The 15,301-nt window shown below is 59.8% G+C and carries 14 protein-coding genes; 12 read left to right on the forward strand and 2 right to left on the reverse strand.

Annotated features, from left to right (window positions below; all coding sequences use genetic code 11):
- The first annotated feature begins 40 nt into the window (after window positions 1-40).
- From barA to galE, 7 genes are all read left to right on the forward strand, one after another.
- The gene (gene barA, locus ACTG1K_RS20655) at window positions 41-2,758 is read left to right on the forward strand and encodes a two-component sensor histidine kinase BarA (protein ID WP_440006594.1); all 2,718 of its coding nucleotides are present in this window, start codon (window positions 41-43) and stop codon (window positions 2,756-2,758) included.
- 89 nt (window positions 2,759-2,847) lie between these two features.
- A complete protein-coding gene (locus ACTG1K_RS20660; protein WP_440006596.1) occupies window positions 2,848-3,327 on the forward strand; it encodes a DUF1456 family protein in 480 nt (159 codons plus the stop codon).
- A 34-nt stretch (window positions 3,328-3,361) separates the two neighbouring features.
- The gene (locus tag ACTG1K_RS20665; protein WP_440006598.1) at window positions 3,362-4,249 is read left to right on the forward strand and encodes an N-acetylmuramoyl-L-alanine amidase; all 888 of its coding nucleotides are present in this window, start codon (window positions 3,362-3,364) and stop codon (window positions 4,247-4,249) included.
- Window positions 4,250-4,404: 155 nt separating this feature from the next.
- On the forward strand, window positions 4,405-4,872 hold the full coding sequence (locus ACTG1K_RS20670; RefSeq protein ID WP_005362843.1) for a Dps family protein: 468 nt from the start codon (window positions 4,405-4,407) through the stop codon (window positions 4,870-4,872).
- A 289-nt stretch (window positions 4,873-5,161) separates the two neighbouring features.
- On the forward strand, window positions 5,162-6,811 hold the full coding sequence (gene hcp, locus ACTG1K_RS20675) for a hydroxylamine reductase (RefSeq protein WP_440006600.1): 1,650 nt from the start codon (window positions 5,162-5,164) through the stop codon (window positions 6,809-6,811).
- A 121-nt stretch (window positions 6,812-6,932) separates the two neighbouring features.
- Window positions 6,933-7,922: a hybrid-cluster NAD(P)-dependent oxidoreductase gene (locus ACTG1K_RS20680; RefSeq protein ID WP_201954269.1), complete on the forward strand. Its 990-nt coding sequence runs from the start codon at window positions 6,933-6,935 to the stop codon at window positions 7,920-7,922.
- A gap of 93 nt (window positions 7,923-8,015) precedes the next feature.
- A complete protein-coding gene (gene galE / locus ACTG1K_RS20685; RefSeq protein ID WP_040097369.1) occupies window positions 8,016-9,029 on the forward strand; it encodes a UDP-glucose 4-epimerase GalE in 1,014 nt (337 codons plus the stop codon).
- A 69-nt stretch (window positions 9,030-9,098) separates the two neighbouring features.
- Here galE and ACTG1K_RS20690 read toward each other — a convergent pair whose 3' ends face one another.
- Window positions 9,099-9,800: a phosphatase PAP2 family protein gene (locus ACTG1K_RS20690; RefSeq protein ID WP_440006602.1), complete on the reverse strand. Its 702-nt coding sequence runs from the start codon at window positions 9,798-9,800 to the stop codon at window positions 9,099-9,101.
- A gap of 258 nt (window positions 9,801-10,058) precedes the next feature.
- Between ACTG1K_RS20690 and mpl the strand changes: the two genes are divergently transcribed.
- A complete protein-coding gene (gene mpl / locus ACTG1K_RS20695) occupies window positions 10,059-11,429 on the forward strand; it encodes a UDP-N-acetylmuramate:L-alanyl-gamma-D-glutamyl-meso-diaminopimelate ligase (protein WP_440006604.1) in 1,371 nt (456 codons plus the stop codon).
- Window positions 11,426-12,037 carry a flavin prenyltransferase UbiX gene (locus ACTG1K_RS20700; protein WP_101529620.1) on the forward strand — a complete coding sequence of 204 codons (612 nt, stop codon included), beginning with the start codon at window positions 11,426-11,428 and terminating at the stop codon, window positions 12,035-12,037. Before mpl ends, ACTG1K_RS20700 begins: the two co-directional genes overlap by 4 nt.
- 71 nt (window positions 12,038-12,108) lie before the next feature.
- Here ACTG1K_RS20700 and ACTG1K_RS20705 read toward each other — a convergent pair whose 3' ends face one another.
- The gene (locus ACTG1K_RS20705) at window positions 12,109-12,723 is read right to left on the reverse strand and encodes a TetR/AcrR family transcriptional regulator (RefSeq protein ID WP_224969475.1); all 615 of its coding nucleotides are present in this window, start codon (window positions 12,721-12,723) and stop codon (window positions 12,109-12,111) included.
- Window positions 12,724-12,924: 201 nt separating this feature from the next.
- Here ACTG1K_RS20705 and hpt point away from each other — a divergent pair, with 201 nt between their 5' ends.
- From hpt to ACTG1K_RS20720, 3 genes are all read left to right on the forward strand, one after another.
- Window positions 12,925-13,455 (forward strand): hypoxanthine phosphoribosyltransferase, encoded by a 531-nt coding sequence (gene hpt, locus ACTG1K_RS20710; protein ID WP_005335618.1) that lies wholly within the window; start codon window positions 12,925-12,927, stop codon window positions 13,453-13,455.
- Between the two features lie 111 nt (window positions 13,456-13,566).
- A complete protein-coding gene (locus tag ACTG1K_RS20715) occupies window positions 13,567-14,484 on the forward strand; it encodes an ABC transporter ATP-binding protein (protein ID WP_100652864.1) in 918 nt (305 codons plus the stop codon).
- Window positions 14,481-15,254 (forward strand): ABC transporter permease, encoded by a 774-nt coding sequence (locus ACTG1K_RS20720; RefSeq protein ID WP_019445351.1) that lies wholly within the window; start codon window positions 14,481-14,483, stop codon window positions 15,252-15,254. Before ACTG1K_RS20715 ends, ACTG1K_RS20720 begins: the two co-directional genes overlap by 4 nt.
- The last annotated feature ends 47 nt before the right edge of the window (window positions 15,255-15,301 follow it).

The following is a 15,301-nucleotide window of genomic DNA, read 5'->3' on the forward strand; positions in this document are numbered from 1 at the left end:
CAACCCTATCGCCAACCCTGTTCACTGGTGGCCTGTTCGTATGACCAAATATGGCCTGAGAGCACGCGTTCTCGCCTTCACCATCCTGCCAACCCTGATCATCGGTGGCCTGATGGCCGGTTACTTCACCTTCCACCGCTACCAGCAGCTGGAAAACAACCTCATTGATCAGGGGATCAACATCATCGAACCGCTGGCGATCGCCAGTGAATACGGGATGACCCAGCACAGTCGAGAATCCCTCAAGCGGCTGATTGGCCTGACCCATCGCAAGAACTCCCCCTTCATCAAATCCATCGCTGTCTTCACCCAGGACAACCAGCTATTCGTTACCTCGAACTATCACCGGGATTTCACCCGGCTCAGGCTGCCCGATGGCGAGCCCATTCCGGATTTGACCAGCGTGACGTTTCAGGGGGACGACATCATTTTACGCACCCCGATCCAGGCTGAAACCAGCCTCGATGGCTTCCCGCTGCCCAGCGATGTAGAGCCGCCGATGATCGGCTACATCTCGATGCAGATGGCGACCGACAGGGCCATGCTGCTGCAGTACCGCGACACCTTCTTTGCGGTGATCATGGTGCTCATCGGGGTCGCCTTCAGTACCCTGTTTGGTTTCCGCTTGGTCAAGAGCGTGACCCAGCCCATCACCAACATGGTGCAGGCGGTGCACAAGATCAGGGAGGGGCGGCTCGATACCCGGGTCAGCGGCCAGCTCACCGGCGAGCTGGATATGCTGAAAAACGGCATCAATGCCATGGCCAAGGCGCTCTCCGAATATCACGAAGAGATGCAGCAGAATATCGATCAGGCCACCTCTGACCTGCGCGAAACGCTGGAGCAGATCGAGATCCAGAACGTCGAACTCGACATGGCCAAGAAACGGGCGCAAGAGGCGGCGCGGGTCAAGTCGGAGTTTCTGGCCAACATGTCCCACGAACTGCGCACGCCGCTCAACGGGGTCATCGGTTTTACCCGCCAGCTGCTGAAAACCAGCCTGACCCCGAGCCAAACCGACTACATGCAGACCATCGAGAAGTCGGCGCGCAACCTGCTTGGCATCATCAACGACATCCTCGACTTCTCAAAGCTGGAAGCGGGCAAGCTGCAGCTGGAGCATATCCCGTTCAGCCTGCGCGACACCCTCAACGAGACCATGCACCTGCTCGGCCCCAGCGCCCACGACAAGCAGCTGGAGCTCTCCCTGCGGGTGGATGCCGATGTGCCGGATTACCTCACCGGCGACCCCATGCGTCTGCAACAGGTGCTTACCAACCTCACCGGCAACGCCATCAAGTTCACCGAGCAAGGCAACGTGGATGTCCATATCGAGCAGACCGGCAGTGGCAACCACAAGGTGAGGCTCAACGTCCAGATCCGTGATACCGGCATCGGCATCTCCCAAGAGCAGCAACATCAGCTGTTCCAGGCCTTCAATCAGGCCGACTCCTCCATCTCCCGCCGTTATGGCGGCACGGGCCTGGGCCTCGTCATCACCCAGAAGCTGGTGCAGCAGATGGGCGGACAGATCCGCTTCGAATCGGAGCTCGGCAAAGGCTCAATCTTCTCGTTCAGTCTGGATGTGGAGGTCTCCCCCCTGCCCCAGACCGATCAACTGCCGCTGGATCGGATCCGTGGCAAACGGCTCTGGCTGCTGGAACCGGATCCCTTCGCGCAAGCCTCTCTGCTCGCCCTGCTGGCGGAGTGGCACCTCGACGTGCACCCACTGACCAGCGATGATCCCTGGCCCGAGATGAGCGAGCAGGAGATGGTGATCATCGGCAGCAGCACCCTGCATACGCCGCAGCAGGTGATCGGCCGTCTCGACAGACTGAACGGCCAGCAGCAAAACACCATAGTGCTGCTCAGCAGCCACGAGCCGGCGCTCTATGAAGCTATGTTGACCCATGGCGCCCAGCACTGTCTCTCCAAACCGGTCAACCACCGCAAGCTGCTGCACGCCCTGCTCTCGCCGGAATCGAGCCGCCAGAAGCTGCCCGCCCAGCCTGCGCCGCGCCAGTTGCAGCCGATCAAGGTGCTGGCGGTGGATGACAACGCCGCCAACCTCAAGCTGATCGCCGCCATGCTCAAGGAGATGGTGAGTCAGGTGGTGGTGTGCAAAAACGGCAAGGAAGCGGTCAAGCAGGCCCAGAGCCAGCCGTTCGACATCATCTTCATGGATATCCAGATGCCGATCATGGATGGCATCAGTGCCACCCAGGCGATCCGCAACCAGTCCCTCAACACCACCACCCCGATCGTGGCGGTGACCGCTCACGCCATCCCCGGCGAACGGGAGCGACTGATCCGGCAGGGGATGGACGACTATCTGGCCAAACCCATCGACGAGAGCATGCTGGCCCAGCTCATCACCGACTTTGCCCATCGCCGCCACCAGAATAATGGTGCCCAACAGATCGACTGGGCACTGGCGGTGCGGCAGGCGGCGGGGAAAGAGCATCTCGCCAGAGAGATGCTGACCATGCTGCTGGCCAGTTTCGACGAAGTGGAACCTGTGCTGGATAGCGCGCTGGCGGGCGAAATTGAAGATAGCGAAGTGCTGGCCCAGCTCCATCGCCTCAACGGTGGCTGTGCCTATTCCGGGGTGCCGGGACTGCAACGGCTGCTCTCCCAGCTGGAGCAACAGCTGCGTGACGGCGTGCCGGTGAGCGAGCTGGAACCCGAGCTGCTGGAGCTGCAAGATGCGCTGGAACTGGTGCGCCAGGAGGCGCCCCGCTATCTCGGCAAGGCTTGATGAGCTTGACCTGAACTGTATCGGCCCCCGCTTTTTCTGACGCGAGGGCTGCCAGATGGTAAAGTTGCGCCGTTTACACAGGAGTCAGCATGACCAACAACGATATTCTGCGCCGTCTGCGCTACGCCCTCACCATCAGCAACGACCAGATGGTCGAGATGTTTGCCAAGGGCAACCTGACGGTCACTCACGCCCAGCTGCACAGCTGGTTGATGAAAGAGGCTGCGGAAGGTGAAGAGCAAGAGGCAGGCTATGTCGCCTGTCCCGACTCGGCCCTGAGCCAGTTCCTCGACGGTTTCATCATCGCCCGCCGCGGCGTGCGGGAAGATGCACCGGCCCAGGTGATCCCGAACCGGATCAACAACAACATGATCCTGCGCAAGCTGCGTATCGGTCTCAACTTCAAGGAAGAGGACATGCTCTGCACCCTCAAGCTCGCCGACTTCAACCTCTCCAAGTCCGAGCTCAGTGCCCTGTTCCGCTCCAAGGATCACAAGCACTATCAGGATTGCGGGGATCAGATCCTGCGCAACTTCCTGATTGGTCTCACGGCCAAATACCGCGGCTAACCAGCCGCGCGACTGACCAGACAGGGCCTTCGACATGTGCCAGCGACTCACTCCTCCCACGCTCAGCAGACTGGCTGTGGCAGGGGGATGGCGCTGGCGCTGTCTTCTTCCCCTCTTCTTTCTGCCACTGGTTCTGCTGCTGGGCGCCTGCACACCGTCCGAGTACCAGCTATCTACCCGCTATCAGAGCGCCAACCAGAATGAGCGGATCGCCTTTCTGATCCTCCACTACACCGACGAAGATGATGCCAACTCCCTGCGCCTGCTGACCGAGCCGGAGCACAAGGTGAGCGCCCACTACCTGATCCCCCGCGACAACCGCGAGACACCGCTCACCGTCTATCAGCTGGTGCCGGACAACGCGCGCGCCTGGCATGCGGGACGCAGCCGTTGGCACCAATATGCCGGGCTCAATGCCAGCTCCCTTGGCATCGAGATCGTCAACCTCGGCTATCCAGCAGAAGATGAGCCGCTGGCCCCCGATGCGCGGCGCTGGCAACCCTATACCCCGCAGCAGATTGCCGCCGTCGGCGCCCTCAGTCGGGAGCTGGTCGCCCGCTACCAGATTCCACCGACCCAGGTGCTGGGCCACAGCGATGTCGCCCCCGAGCGCAAGCAGGATCCCGGCCCCCACTTCCCCTGGCGCCAGCTCTATCTGACGTACGGAGTCGGCGCCTGGCCAGATGAAGGTCGGGTGGCCGAGTTACTGGCCAGCCCCTTGCCCGATTGGGATGCAGCCATGTGGCAACAGCAACTGGCCCGCTATGGCTACGGCCTGCCCCAAACCGGCCAGTGGGATGAGCAGAGCCGGGCCGTCATGGGCGCCTTTCAACTCCACTTTCGCGCCAGCAAGGTCGATAGCAAACCGGACCGCGAGTGCCAGGCCATCCTGATGGCGCTGCTGGAAAAATACTTCCCCTAATCCTCATCCATTGCCCCCGTTGCTGCGTACTGTTTGATAGCCGTTAGCTATCAAACAGTTAGGCACAAGCAATTGTCCCTGCATTTTGCAAGGCGTTACTCTGACTGCGTTCCGAAAGAGAATTTCAAACCGATTTCCAAATCTGGAGGTGAATGATGAAAAGCCCGATTGGTCTTGATACTGCTCAATCACAAGCCCTGGCAGCCGAGTTGAACAAATTGCTGGCCAGCTACCAGATCCTCTACATGAACGTGCGCGGCTTCCACTGGAATATCCGTGGCAACCAGTTCTTCGAACTGCACCTGAAATTTGAAGAGATTTACAACGACCTGCTGCTGAAAGTCGATGCGCTGGCCGAGCGGATCCTGACCCTGGATGGCGTGCCCATGCACAGCTTCAGCGACTACCTGAAAGTCTCTGCCATCCCCGAGCAAAAAGGACTGCACGATGGCCGCGCCTGTGTCGAATCCCTGCTGGATAGCTTCCGCGAACTGCTGGTCGCCCAGCGCCGTATTCTGGGCCAGGCCGCCGAAGCCGGTGATGAGGGCACAGCCTCCATCCTCTCCGACTATGTGCAGCAGCAGGAAAAACTGGTCTGGATGCTGCGCGCTTATCTGGCCTGATAGTGAACCAAGCCGACTACAGCGTACGTATGCTGGCTTGAGTAAGTACCGGGCCGAAAGCTCCTGACCAGACCACGGCCCAATCCGTCTGATTGTTATGTTCTGTTGCAAACCTGAGTTGTCTCTCCTTTTATCCACCCGCTTGCCGCCCTGTTTGGGCGGCTTTTTTTATTTTTGATCTGCATCAAGGGAATCTTAATTGGCAAATTGAATACCTATTAAGTTTTTCGCGAGAGGAATAGAATCGCCACAAAACAGACAACTGAAATGTCCAATTAGGAGAGGCATGATGTTTTGTGTGCAATGTGAACAGACAATTCGTACCCCGGCAGGCAACGGCTGTGCCTACGCACAAGGTATGTGCGGCAAGACGGCGGAAACCTCGGATCTGCAGGATGTGCTGATCTATACCCTGCAGGGGCTCAGCGCCTGGGCGCTGGCCGCCCGTGAGCAAGGCATCATCGATCGCGAGATCGATGCCTTCGTGCCCAAGGCCTTCTTCGCCACCCTAACCAACGTCAACTTCGACTCGAATCGCATCGTGGCCTACGTCAATCAGGCCCTCGCTTATCGCCAGCAGTTGGCCGATCGTCTGACAGCCATGGCGGTGCAGGTGAACGACTTGCCACAGTCAGCTTACTTCGAACCCGGTGCCGAACTGCTGGAACAACTTGCCCATGCCGCACCAGCCGCCCCCAATCGGGGCAAGAACGAGGTGAACGAAGACATCATGGGGCTGCGCCTGCTCTGCCTCTACGGCCTCAAGGGCGCCGCCGCCTACATGGAGCACGCCCGGGTGCTGGATCAGCAGAGTGACGAGGTGGCCGCCGAATTCCACCGCATCATGAGCTGGCTCAGCACAGACCCGAGCGAAATGGGTCGGCTGTTCAGCTGCGCCATGGAGATCGGTCAACTCAACTTCAAAATCATGGAGATGCTGGATCTCGGTGAAACCAGCGCCTTCGGTCACCCGGAGCCGACCCGGGTCAGAGTCACGCCAATTCCCGGCAAGTGCATTCTGGTCTCCGGCCACGACATGATGGATCTCAAACTCATTCTGGAGCAGACCAGGGGAACCGGCATTCATGTCTACACCCACGGCGAGATGCTGCCCGCGCTGGCCTACCCCTTCTTCAAGCAGTACCCCCATCTGGTGGGCAACTACGGCTCCGCCTGGCAAAACCAGCAGAAAGAGTTTGCCAACTTCCCGGGTGCCGTGGTGATGACCTCCAACTGCATCATCGACCCGAATGTGGGCAACTACTCGGATCGCATCTTCACCCGCTCCATCGTCGGCTGGCCGGGCGTCACCCATCTGGAAGGGGATGATTTCTCCGCCGTGATCGCCAAGGCGCAAGCGCTGGAAGGCTTCAAGCACACCGAGCTCGAGCACTTCATCACCATCGGCTTTGCCCGCAACGCCCTGATGCAGGCTGCGCCCGCAGTGATTGAGAAGGTCAAAGCCGGAGAGATCAGCCACTTCTTCCTGGTAGGTGGCTGTGACGGCGACAAGGCCGAGCGCGCCTACTTCACCGAGTTTGCCAAGGCGGCGCCGCGCGACAGCCTGCTGCTCACCCTGGGCTGCGGCAAGTACAAGTTCAACAAGCTCGACTTTGGCGACATCGGCGGCATTCCGCGTCTGCTGGACGTGGGTCAGTGCAACGATGCCTACTCCGCCATCCAGCTGGCGCTGGCGCTCTCCGAAGCGTTCGAGTGCGGTGTCAACGATCTGCCGCTGACGCTGGTGCTCTCCTGGTTCGAACAGAAAGCCATCGTCATTCTGCTCACCCTGCTGTCGCTCGGGGTGAAAGACATCCGTACCGGCCCAACCGCCCCCGCCTTCCTCACCCCGGCTCTGCTCAAGGTGCTGGAGGAGCAATTTGGCCTGAAAGGGACCACCACGGCCGAGGCTGACCTGGCCGAGATCCTGGCGGCCTGATCGGCACTTCATGTTGTAAGCGTTTGGCGAGCCGCCCGGCTCGCCTTTTTTCTGGACCCGGCTTTTTCACCAGACGTTTTTCAAACCGTTTCAAACCTTATCAAACCCAAGGAGCCTTGTGATGACCTCTCTCACGCTCACCTGCATTGGCCGCCAACAGAACACCCACGACGTCGTGAGCTGGCAGCTGGCGCCGCTTTCCGGCAGCCTCCCTCCCGTGCTGGCAGGCCAGTGCATCACCCTGCACACCGAGATCGACGGCCAGCCGGAGTGCCGCGCCTATACCCTCTCCTCCAGCCCGCAGGATGCCTGCTGGCAGGTCACCATCAAGGATGTGGGACGGGTCTCTCGCCATCTGCACCAGACCCTGCAAGTGGGCGATGAGATCCGGGCCGATGGCCCGTTCGGCGATTTCAACCTGACCGCCCTGCCTTGCGAACGGCCACTGCTGCTAAGCGCCGGTTCCGGCATTACCCCCATGTGGACCATGTTGCGAGACGAGCTGGCCAAACGACCGGATGCCGATATCCGCTTTATCCATAGCGCCCGCTCGCCAGCAGATGTGATCTTCGCAGATGACTTGGCTGCATTGGCCGAAGCGCATCCCGGTGTACGCCATGCCCTGATTCTGGAAGAGGCACCTGCAGATCACCCCTGGATTGGCCGACTCACCCCAGCCATGCTGGCCGAGCTGGCCCCAGATCTGCGCGAACGCCATGTCTATCTCTGTGGCCCGGCACCCTATATGGCGGCGGTCAGCAGTATGCTGGCTGAGCTGGGATTGCCGCCGGAGCAGCTGCATCAGGAGTCCTTTGGCCTTCCTCCTGTAGAGCCAGCCACGACCACCAGCGACCACTTCTGGCTGACCCTGAAAAAGAGCGGCAAAAAGGTGAAGATCCTGCCGGGTCAGACTCTGCTGGCGGCGCTGGAAGCGGCGGGCGAAACCATAATGGCTGCTTGCCGCGCCGGGGTATGTGGCAGCTGTCGTTGCACCACCACAGGTGACATCGAGCGCCAGAGCGTGATGACCCTGAGTGCTCAGGATCTGGAGAGCGGCGTGGCTCTGGCCTGCTCCTGCACCGCAAAAGGGGATATCAACCTCGATTATTGAGATACACAAAGGGCTCATTGGTATCTCAACCTTTTCTCGAGCGGGCAGGACGGGTAGACTCGGCCCCAGTTTCACCAGAACACGGGATAAAAAATGACAATACTGGTCACAGGGGGCGCCGGCTATATCGGCTCCCACACCCTGGTTGAGCTGCTCGGCGCGGGGCAGCAGGTCGTGGTACTCGACAACCTCTCCAACTCCTCACCGGAGTCACTCAAGCGAGTCGAGCAGATCACCGGCAAACCGGTCACCTTCGTCGAAGGGGATGTGCTGGACAGAGCCTGCCTGCAGCAGCTGTTCGCCAACCACCAGATCGAATCGGTGATCCACTTCGCCGGCCTCAAGGCGGTCGGGGAGTCGAGCCAGATCCCGCTCACCTACTACCAGAACAACATCAGCGGCACTCTGGTGCTGTGCGAAGAGATGGCCAGGGCCGGGGTTTTCCGCTTGGTATTCAGCTCCTCGGCCACCGTCTATGGCGATCCCGCCTCGGTACCGCTGCGGGAAGATTTCCCCACCAGCGCCACCAATCCCTATGGTCGCTCCAAGCTGATGGTGGAGGAGATCCTCCGTGATCTCGCCAAATCCGATCCCCGCTGGGCTATCGTACTGCTGCGTTACTTCAACCCGGTCGGCGCCCACGAGAGCGGCCTGATTGGTGAAGATCCCAACGGCATCCCCAACAACCTGTTGCCCTATATCAGCCAGGTGGGTGTCGGCAAACTCAAGGAGCTGGGGGTATTTGGCAACGACTACCCGACCCCGGATGGCACCGGCGTGCGTGACTACATCCATGTGGTGGATCTCGCCATCGGCCACCTGAAAGCACTGGCACGCATCAAGAGCGACACCGGCGTCTTCACCTACAACCTGGGCACAGGTCAAGGCTACTCGGTACTGGAGATGGTCAAGGCGTTTGAAGCGGCCAGCGGCCGACCCATTCCCTACCAGATCAAACCCCGTCGCCCGGGCGACATCGCCGAGTGCTGGGCAGAGCCGACGCTGGCCCGTGCCGAGCTGGGCTGGCAGGCAGAGCGCGGTCTGGAGCAGATGATGGTCGATACCTGGCGCTGGCAAAGCAACAACCCGAACGGCTATCAAGGCTGATCTCTCGCGGGTGGATAACAAAACGCCCCGACATTTTCATGTCGGGGCGTTTTATTTTGCGACGCTCAATCAGTGGGTCTGACTGCGCAGCAGTGGCAATCTGGCCAATCGGGGGGCAATGCGGTCTATCAGCCGATCCGCCAGCGGAGTCAGCAGCAACCAGGGCAGACAGAGGGTCGCCAGCCCCAGCGCGCCGACATAGACATCGGTAAACCAGTGGGCACCAGCCAGAATGCGCGGCGTGGAAAAGATCGGCACCATCAGCAATGCGGTGACTCCCGCCCAGCGCGGCAGATAGCGCAGGGCAAAACCGGCGAAGACCATCAGGAACAGAGCGTGATCGCCGGGGAAGCTATCACCGGAAGAGTCCTTGGTCGGAATACCGCTGATCTGGGTCACCCGCAGCGCATCGGCCACCATCAGGGTCGGACTGGGTCGCTCCACCGGCAATCGGTGACCAAGCTGGTTGATCACCAGAGCACTCAGCAGCATCACTATGCCCATCGCTACCAGTTGGCGACGACCCGCCAGATCCCGTGCAAAGAAACAGCGGACCAGGATCAGCCCCATACAGGCCAGCACCGCCAGATCGAACAGCCGGTTATTGGTGATAGCCACCAGGTCGGCCCACAGAGCCGACTGCCCGAGCCAGCCGTTAACGGTGTGAAAAATCGTGAGGTCCCACTGATCCCAGGGACCATGATCGGGCAACGCAGCCCAACTGATGGCCACCAGACCACCGACCAGATAGCAAAGCAGGAACTTGCCCATGGGGACTCTCCTTTGGAAAAGGGCGATATCGTAAAACTGTAGCGTGCGTCACAAAACCGAAGAATTGTAAAAAAGTGCGACACAATATCAAGCCTCAAATAAAGCCCGCCTGGCCATTCCAATCTCGCATATCCCAACAGCGCCAAGATTTCTGCCTCCGGTGCTGCATCTGTGGGCCTATCACCATGAGTGCGGCTTGTGCCACCACCGCAACACCCCCTAGAATGCGCACTTCCCTTTACTGCGAAAGGAAGCGGTATGCATATTCACATTCTCGGGATCTGCGGCACCTTTATGGGTGGTCTGGCGGTGTTGGCAAAACAGCTTGGTTACCGGGTGACCGGCTCGGACGCCAATGTCTATCCCCCCATGAGCACCCAGCTCGAGCAACAGGGCATCGAACTGACCGAAGGCTATGATCCGTCCCAGCTCGATCCGGCGCCGGATCTGGTGGTGATTGGCAACGCCATGAGCCGCGGCAACCCCTGTGTTGAATATGTGCTGGACCGCAATCTGCCCTACATCTCCGGTCCCCAGTGGCTGCTGGAGCACATGCTGCAAGATCGCTGGGTGCTAGCCGTTGCCGGTACCCATGGCAAAACCACCACCGCCAGCATGCTGGCCTGGGTGCTGGAGTACGCCAAACTGGAACCCGGTTTCCTTATTGGCGGCGTGCCGGGTAACTTCCCGGTCTCCGCCCGCTTGGGCTCTGCCCCCTTCTTCGTCATCGAAGCGGACGAGTATGACTGCGCCTTCTTCGACAAACGCTCCAAGTTCGTCCACTACCATCCGCGCACCCTGGTGATGAACAATCTGGAGTTTGACCACGCGGACATCTTCCCGGATCTCGCCGCCATCCAGCGCCAGTTCCACCACCTGATGCGCACCGTGCCGAGCAACGGCCGGGTGCTGTTCCCGCAAGCGGATGACAACCTCACCGCCGTACGCAAGATGGGCTGCTGGAGCGAAGTGGAGCTGGTGGGTCAGGATGACGCCAAGTGGAAGGCGGTCAAGCTGGCCGATGACGGCTCCGCCTTCGAGGTGTGGCTGGATGGCGAAAAGCAGGGTGAGGTGCACTGGGAGTGCATCGGCGAGCACAACGTCAACAATGGTCTGATGGCTATCGCGGCCGCTCGCCATGCCGGAGTCATGGTGGAGCATGGCATCGCCGCCCTCTGCCAGTTCAAATCCCCCAAACGGCGGATGGAGCTCAAGGGCGAAGTGGCGGGCATCAGCGTCTATGACGACTTCGCCCACCACCCCACCGCCATCGAGACCACCCTCGGCGGCCTGCGCGCCAAGGTAGGCAGCTCACGTATTCTGGCGGTGTTGGAACCTCGCTCCAACACCATGAAGCTGGGGGTTCACAAGGAGGAGCTGGCTGGCTGCTTCGATGGCGCCGACGAGGTGTTCTTCTTCCAGCCCCCCAACATCGGCTGGGATCTCGGCGAGGTGACGGCCCATATGACCCGTCCGGCCAAGGTATTCAACGATCTGGAGACCTTGATCAACCGGTTGGTGGCCGAGAGCCGCGATGGCGACCATATTCTGATCATGAGCAACGGCGGCTTCGGTGGCATTCATGACAAGCTGATCGCCCGCCTCAAGGATTACCACGGCGAACTATGAACAAAACGATCACCCTGGCGCTGACCGGTGCCTCCGGCGCCCCCTACGCCCTGCGCCTGCTCCAGTGTCTGGTGCAAGCGGACTATCGGGTCTACCTGCTCGCCTCCTCGGCGGCACGAGTGGTACTCAAGACCGAGCAGCAACAGGATTGGCCCGGCTCGCCGAAAGAGCTCTCTGCCTATCTTTGTCGCCAATATGGCGCCAAGGAGGGGCAGATTGTCGCCTGCGGCAAGGAGGAGTGGTTCTCGCCAGTCGCCTCCGGTTCGGCAGCCCCCAAACAGATGGTGGTCTGCCCCTGCTCCATGGGCACCGTCTCGGCCATTGCCAACGGTACCTCCGACAACCTGCTGGAGCGGGCGGCGGATGTGGTGATCAAGGAGCGCGGCCAGCTGATCCTGGTGCCCCGCGAAACCCCCTTCTCGGCGATCCATCTGGAGAACATGCTGAAACTGGCACGGCTCGGGGTGACCATCATGCCCGCTGCGCCCGGTTTCTATCATGAGCCTAAAAGCATCGCCGATCTGGTGGACTTTATGGTCGCCCGCATCCTCGATCATCTCGGTGTCGAGCATGAGCTGACCCACCGCTGGGGCTATGGCCACCATTGAGGTGACCGCCACATTCGGCCATAAAAAAACGGCGCCACTCAATGAGTGACGCCGTTTTTCGTTAAGCCGTGTTAGCGAGCCTGAATAGGTGCAGTCACGTACTTGAACAGGAAATCAGCCACCTCTTGGCGCGCCGGGCGCTGAGGTTGATTGATCATCTGCATCATCACATAGCCAAAACCGGTCAGAGAGCGGGCCAGATCCTGTGCCGACAGCACGCTGGTGATCTCCCCTGCATCCATGGCGGTTTGCAGCTCGCTGGCGATCAGCTCAAGGCACTGATCGAGCAGCCGGGTATAGCGGGGCCATACCTCTTCCCGAACCGATGAGCTCCACTCCAGCCAGATACCGGCATAATCCGGTTGATCGTAGGCGGCATCGACAGAGAGGCGTACATGACGCTGGATCTTGTCGAAAATGGAGCCCTGGTCACCGTATGCCTGCGACAGCATCTGGTTCACAAAGCGTTCGATCTCGGCCAGCACCTCATCTACCAACTCCTCGCGGGTGTTGAAATAGTTGAATACGGTAGCCACAGAGACCTTGGCCTGTTCGGCTATCTCGGCGTGACCTGCACGGCCAATGCCGCGACGGGAGAACACCTCGATGGCACATTCCATCAATTGGGAGCGACGAGCTTCCGGCGACAGCCGGGTACGACGTCTTATTTCTGCGCGTGGTTCCATAGTTTTTATCATCTAATAGTTATTGATTATGGTGTTTATAGTATTTTAACTAATCATGCCTGAGTGCCTGCTAACTCTATCAATTAAAATAAGCCGATAAAAGCACCACGTATCTCTAGCACCCTTCAACATGAGTGGTAGAATCATCGGTTTTGATATTCATGAACGGCCAAATCCCCTTTGGCCTTATGGGAGTAAGTGATGAAACACACCGTCGAGGTGATGATCTCCGAGGCTGAAGTAGCCGCCCGGATCGCCAAATTGGGTGAAGAGATCACCGCCCGCTATCAGGGTTCTGACGAAGTCGTGATGATTGCGCTACTGCGCGGTTCCTGCATCTTCCTGGCCGACCTCTGCCGCCAGTGCCAGCTGCCCATCACCCTGGACTTCATGACCGCCTCCAGCTACGGCTCCGGCATGCACAGCACCCGTGACGTCCGCATCCTCAAAGACCTGGACGATGACATCAAGGGCAAGGATGTGGTGATCGTGGAAGACATCATCGACACCGGTTACACCCTCAACAAGGTGCGCGAGATCCTCTCCCTGCGCGAGCCGAAATCCCTGGCCATCTGCACCCTGCTGGACAAACCCTCCCGCCGCGAAGTGCAGGTGCCGGTCGACTGGATTGGCTTCGCCATTCCGGACGAATTCGTGGTCGGCTGTGGCATCGACTACGCCCAGAAGTACCGCAACCTGCCGTTTATCGGCAAAGTGGTACCCCAGGAGTAAGCCAGGTTCAGGAATATCACGGGTGAAGCGGCCTTGCGCCCTTTACTCTGTGCAGGCGGCCTTGGCCGCCTTTTCTGTATCGAGCCGGATTCAACCATCACAGAGGTTGCAATGAACGCACTGGAAATCAGCGGCCTGAAAAAGACCTATCAGGGGGGCGTTGAAGCCCTTAAAGGCATCGATCTTACCGTCAGGCAGGGGGATTTCTTCGCCCTGCTCGGCCCGAACGGCGCGGGCAAATCCACCACCATCGGCGTCATCAGCTCGCTGGTGAACAAGAGCGCCGGCAAGGTGAAGGTGTTTGGCTACGACATCGACAGCGATCTTGAACAGGCCAAGGCCCAGCTCGGACTGGTGCCGCAGGAGTTCAACTTCAGCCAGTTCGAGAAGGTGATCCAGATTGTCACCCATCAGGCCGGTTTCTACGGCGTACCCAAGGCGGAAGCCAAGATCCGCGCCGAGAAGTACCTGCGCCAGCTCGATCTGTGGGAGAAGCGCGACATGCCTGCCCGCACCCTCTCCGGCGGCATGAAGCGCCGCCTGATGATCGCCCGCGCCCTGATGCACGAGCCCAAACTGCTGATCCTCGATGAACCGACCGCCGGGGTCGATATCGAGATCCGCCGCTCCATGTGGACCTTCCTCAAGGATCTCAACGAGCAGGGCGTCACCATTATTCTCACCACCCACTATCTGGAAGAGGCCGAGATGCTCTGCCGCAACATCGGCATCATCGACAAGGGTCGGCTGATCGAGAACACCAGCATGAAGAACCTGCTGGGCAAGCTGGGTCGCGAGACCTTCCTGCTCGACCTTGCGCCAGGTTCTGCCGTACCCGAGGTGCCAGAGTTCAACGGCCGCATGCAGGATGAACGTACCCTTGAGGTGGATCTCGACAAGAGCCAGTCACTCAACAGCCTGTTCGAGCAGTTGTCGAACCAGCAGGTGCAGGTCGTGAGCATGCGCAACAAGGCCAACCGGCTGGAAGAGCTGTTCGTCAATTTGGTCGAAGAGGGGAGAAAAGCATGAATCTGGCCATCTACTACATCGCCTTCAAGAGCATTCTGGCCAAAGAGGTAAGCCGCTTTACCCGGATCTGGATCCAGACCCTGGTGCCACCGGCCATCACCATGAGCCTCTATTTCGTCATCTTCGGCAACCTGATCGGTTCGCGCATCGGTGACATGGGCGGCTTCACCTACATGGAGTTCATCGTGCCCGGCCTCATCATGATGTCGGTGATCACCAACTCCTACTCCAACGTCGCATCCTCCTTCTTCAGCGCCAAGTTCCAGCGCAATATCGAGGAGATGCTGGTGGCACCGGTGCCCAACTACGTCATCATCGCCGGTTATGTGGGCGGGGGCGTGGCACGCGGCCTCTGTGTCGGCCTCATCGTCACCCTGGTGTCGCTGTTCTTCGTGCCGCTGCAGATCCACCACCTGTTCAGCGTCTGCTTTACCGTGCTGCTGACCGCCATCCTCTTCTCGCTGGGTGGACTCATCAACGCGGTGTTTGCCAAGACCTTCGACGACATCAGCATCATCCCCACCTTCGTGCTGACGCCGCTCACCTATCTGGGTGGAGTGTTCTACTCCATCAGCCTGCTGCCCCCCTTCTGGCAGGGTGTCTCCCAGGTGAACCCCATCATCTACATGGTGAACGCGTTCCGTTACGGCTTCCTCGGCATCTCCGACGTGCCACTCGGCACCGCCTACCTCATCATCATCGGCTTTATCGTGGCCCTCTACGGTATCGCCTGGTGGCTCATCTCCCGCGGCACCGGCCTGCGCCACTAATGACCAAAACGGGCACCTCGCGGTGCCCGTTTTTTATTCCCCCTGTA

The organism is Aeromonas sp. 102P, assembly GCF_051920345.1.
Taxonomy (GTDB): domain Bacteria; phylum Pseudomonadota; class Gammaproteobacteria; order Enterobacterales; family Aeromonadaceae; genus Aeromonas; species Aeromonas veronii.

Bases quoted from the DNA above. Each gene is read 5' to 3' on its own strand.
- barA (WP_440006594.1), top strand. From the start codon at position 41: ATGACCAAATATGGCCTGAGAGCACGCGTTCTCGCCTTCACCATCCTG.
- ACTG1K_RS20660 (WP_440006596.1), top strand. From the start codon at position 2,848: ATGACCAACAACGATATTCTGCGCCGTCTGCGCTACGCCCTCACCATC.
- ACTG1K_RS20665 (WP_440006598.1), top strand. From the start codon at position 3,362: ATGTGCCAGCGACTCACTCCTCCCACGCTCAGCAGACTGGCTGTGGCA.
- ACTG1K_RS20670 (WP_005362843.1), top strand. From the start codon at position 4,405: ATGAAAAGCCCGATTGGTCTTGATACTGCTCAATCACAAGCCCTGGCA.
- hcp (WP_440006600.1), top strand. From the start codon at position 5,162: ATGTTTTGTGTGCAATGTGAACAGACAATTCGTACCCCGGCAGGCAAC.
- ACTG1K_RS20680 (WP_201954269.1), top strand. From the start codon at position 6,933: ATGACCTCTCTCACGCTCACCTGCATTGGCCGCCAACAGAACACCCAC.
- galE (WP_040097369.1), top strand. From the start codon at position 8,016: ATGACAATACTGGTCACAGGGGGCGCCGGCTATATCGGCTCCCACACC.
- ACTG1K_RS20690 (WP_440006602.1), bottom strand. From the start codon at position 9,800: ATGGGCAAGTTCCTGCTTTGCTATCTGGTCGGTGGTCTGGTGGCCATC.
- mpl (WP_440006604.1), top strand. From the start codon at position 10,059: ATGCATATTCACATTCTCGGGATCTGCGGCACCTTTATGGGTGGTCTG.
- ACTG1K_RS20700 (WP_101529620.1), top strand. From the start codon at position 11,426: ATGAACAAAACGATCACCCTGGCGCTGACCGGTGCCTCCGGCGCCCCC.
- ACTG1K_RS20705 (WP_224969475.1), bottom strand. From the start codon at position 12,723: ATGGAACCACGCGCAGAAATAAGACGTCGTACCCGGCTGTCGCCGGAA.
- hpt (WP_005335618.1), top strand. From the start codon at position 12,925: ATGAAACACACCGTCGAGGTGATGATCTCCGAGGCTGAAGTAGCCGCC.
- ACTG1K_RS20715 (WP_100652864.1), top strand. From the start codon at position 13,567: ATGAACGCACTGGAAATCAGCGGCCTGAAAAAGACCTATCAGGGGGGC.
- ACTG1K_RS20720 (WP_019445351.1), top strand. From the start codon at position 14,481: ATGAATCTGGCCATCTACTACATCGCCTTCAAGAGCATTCTGGCCAAA.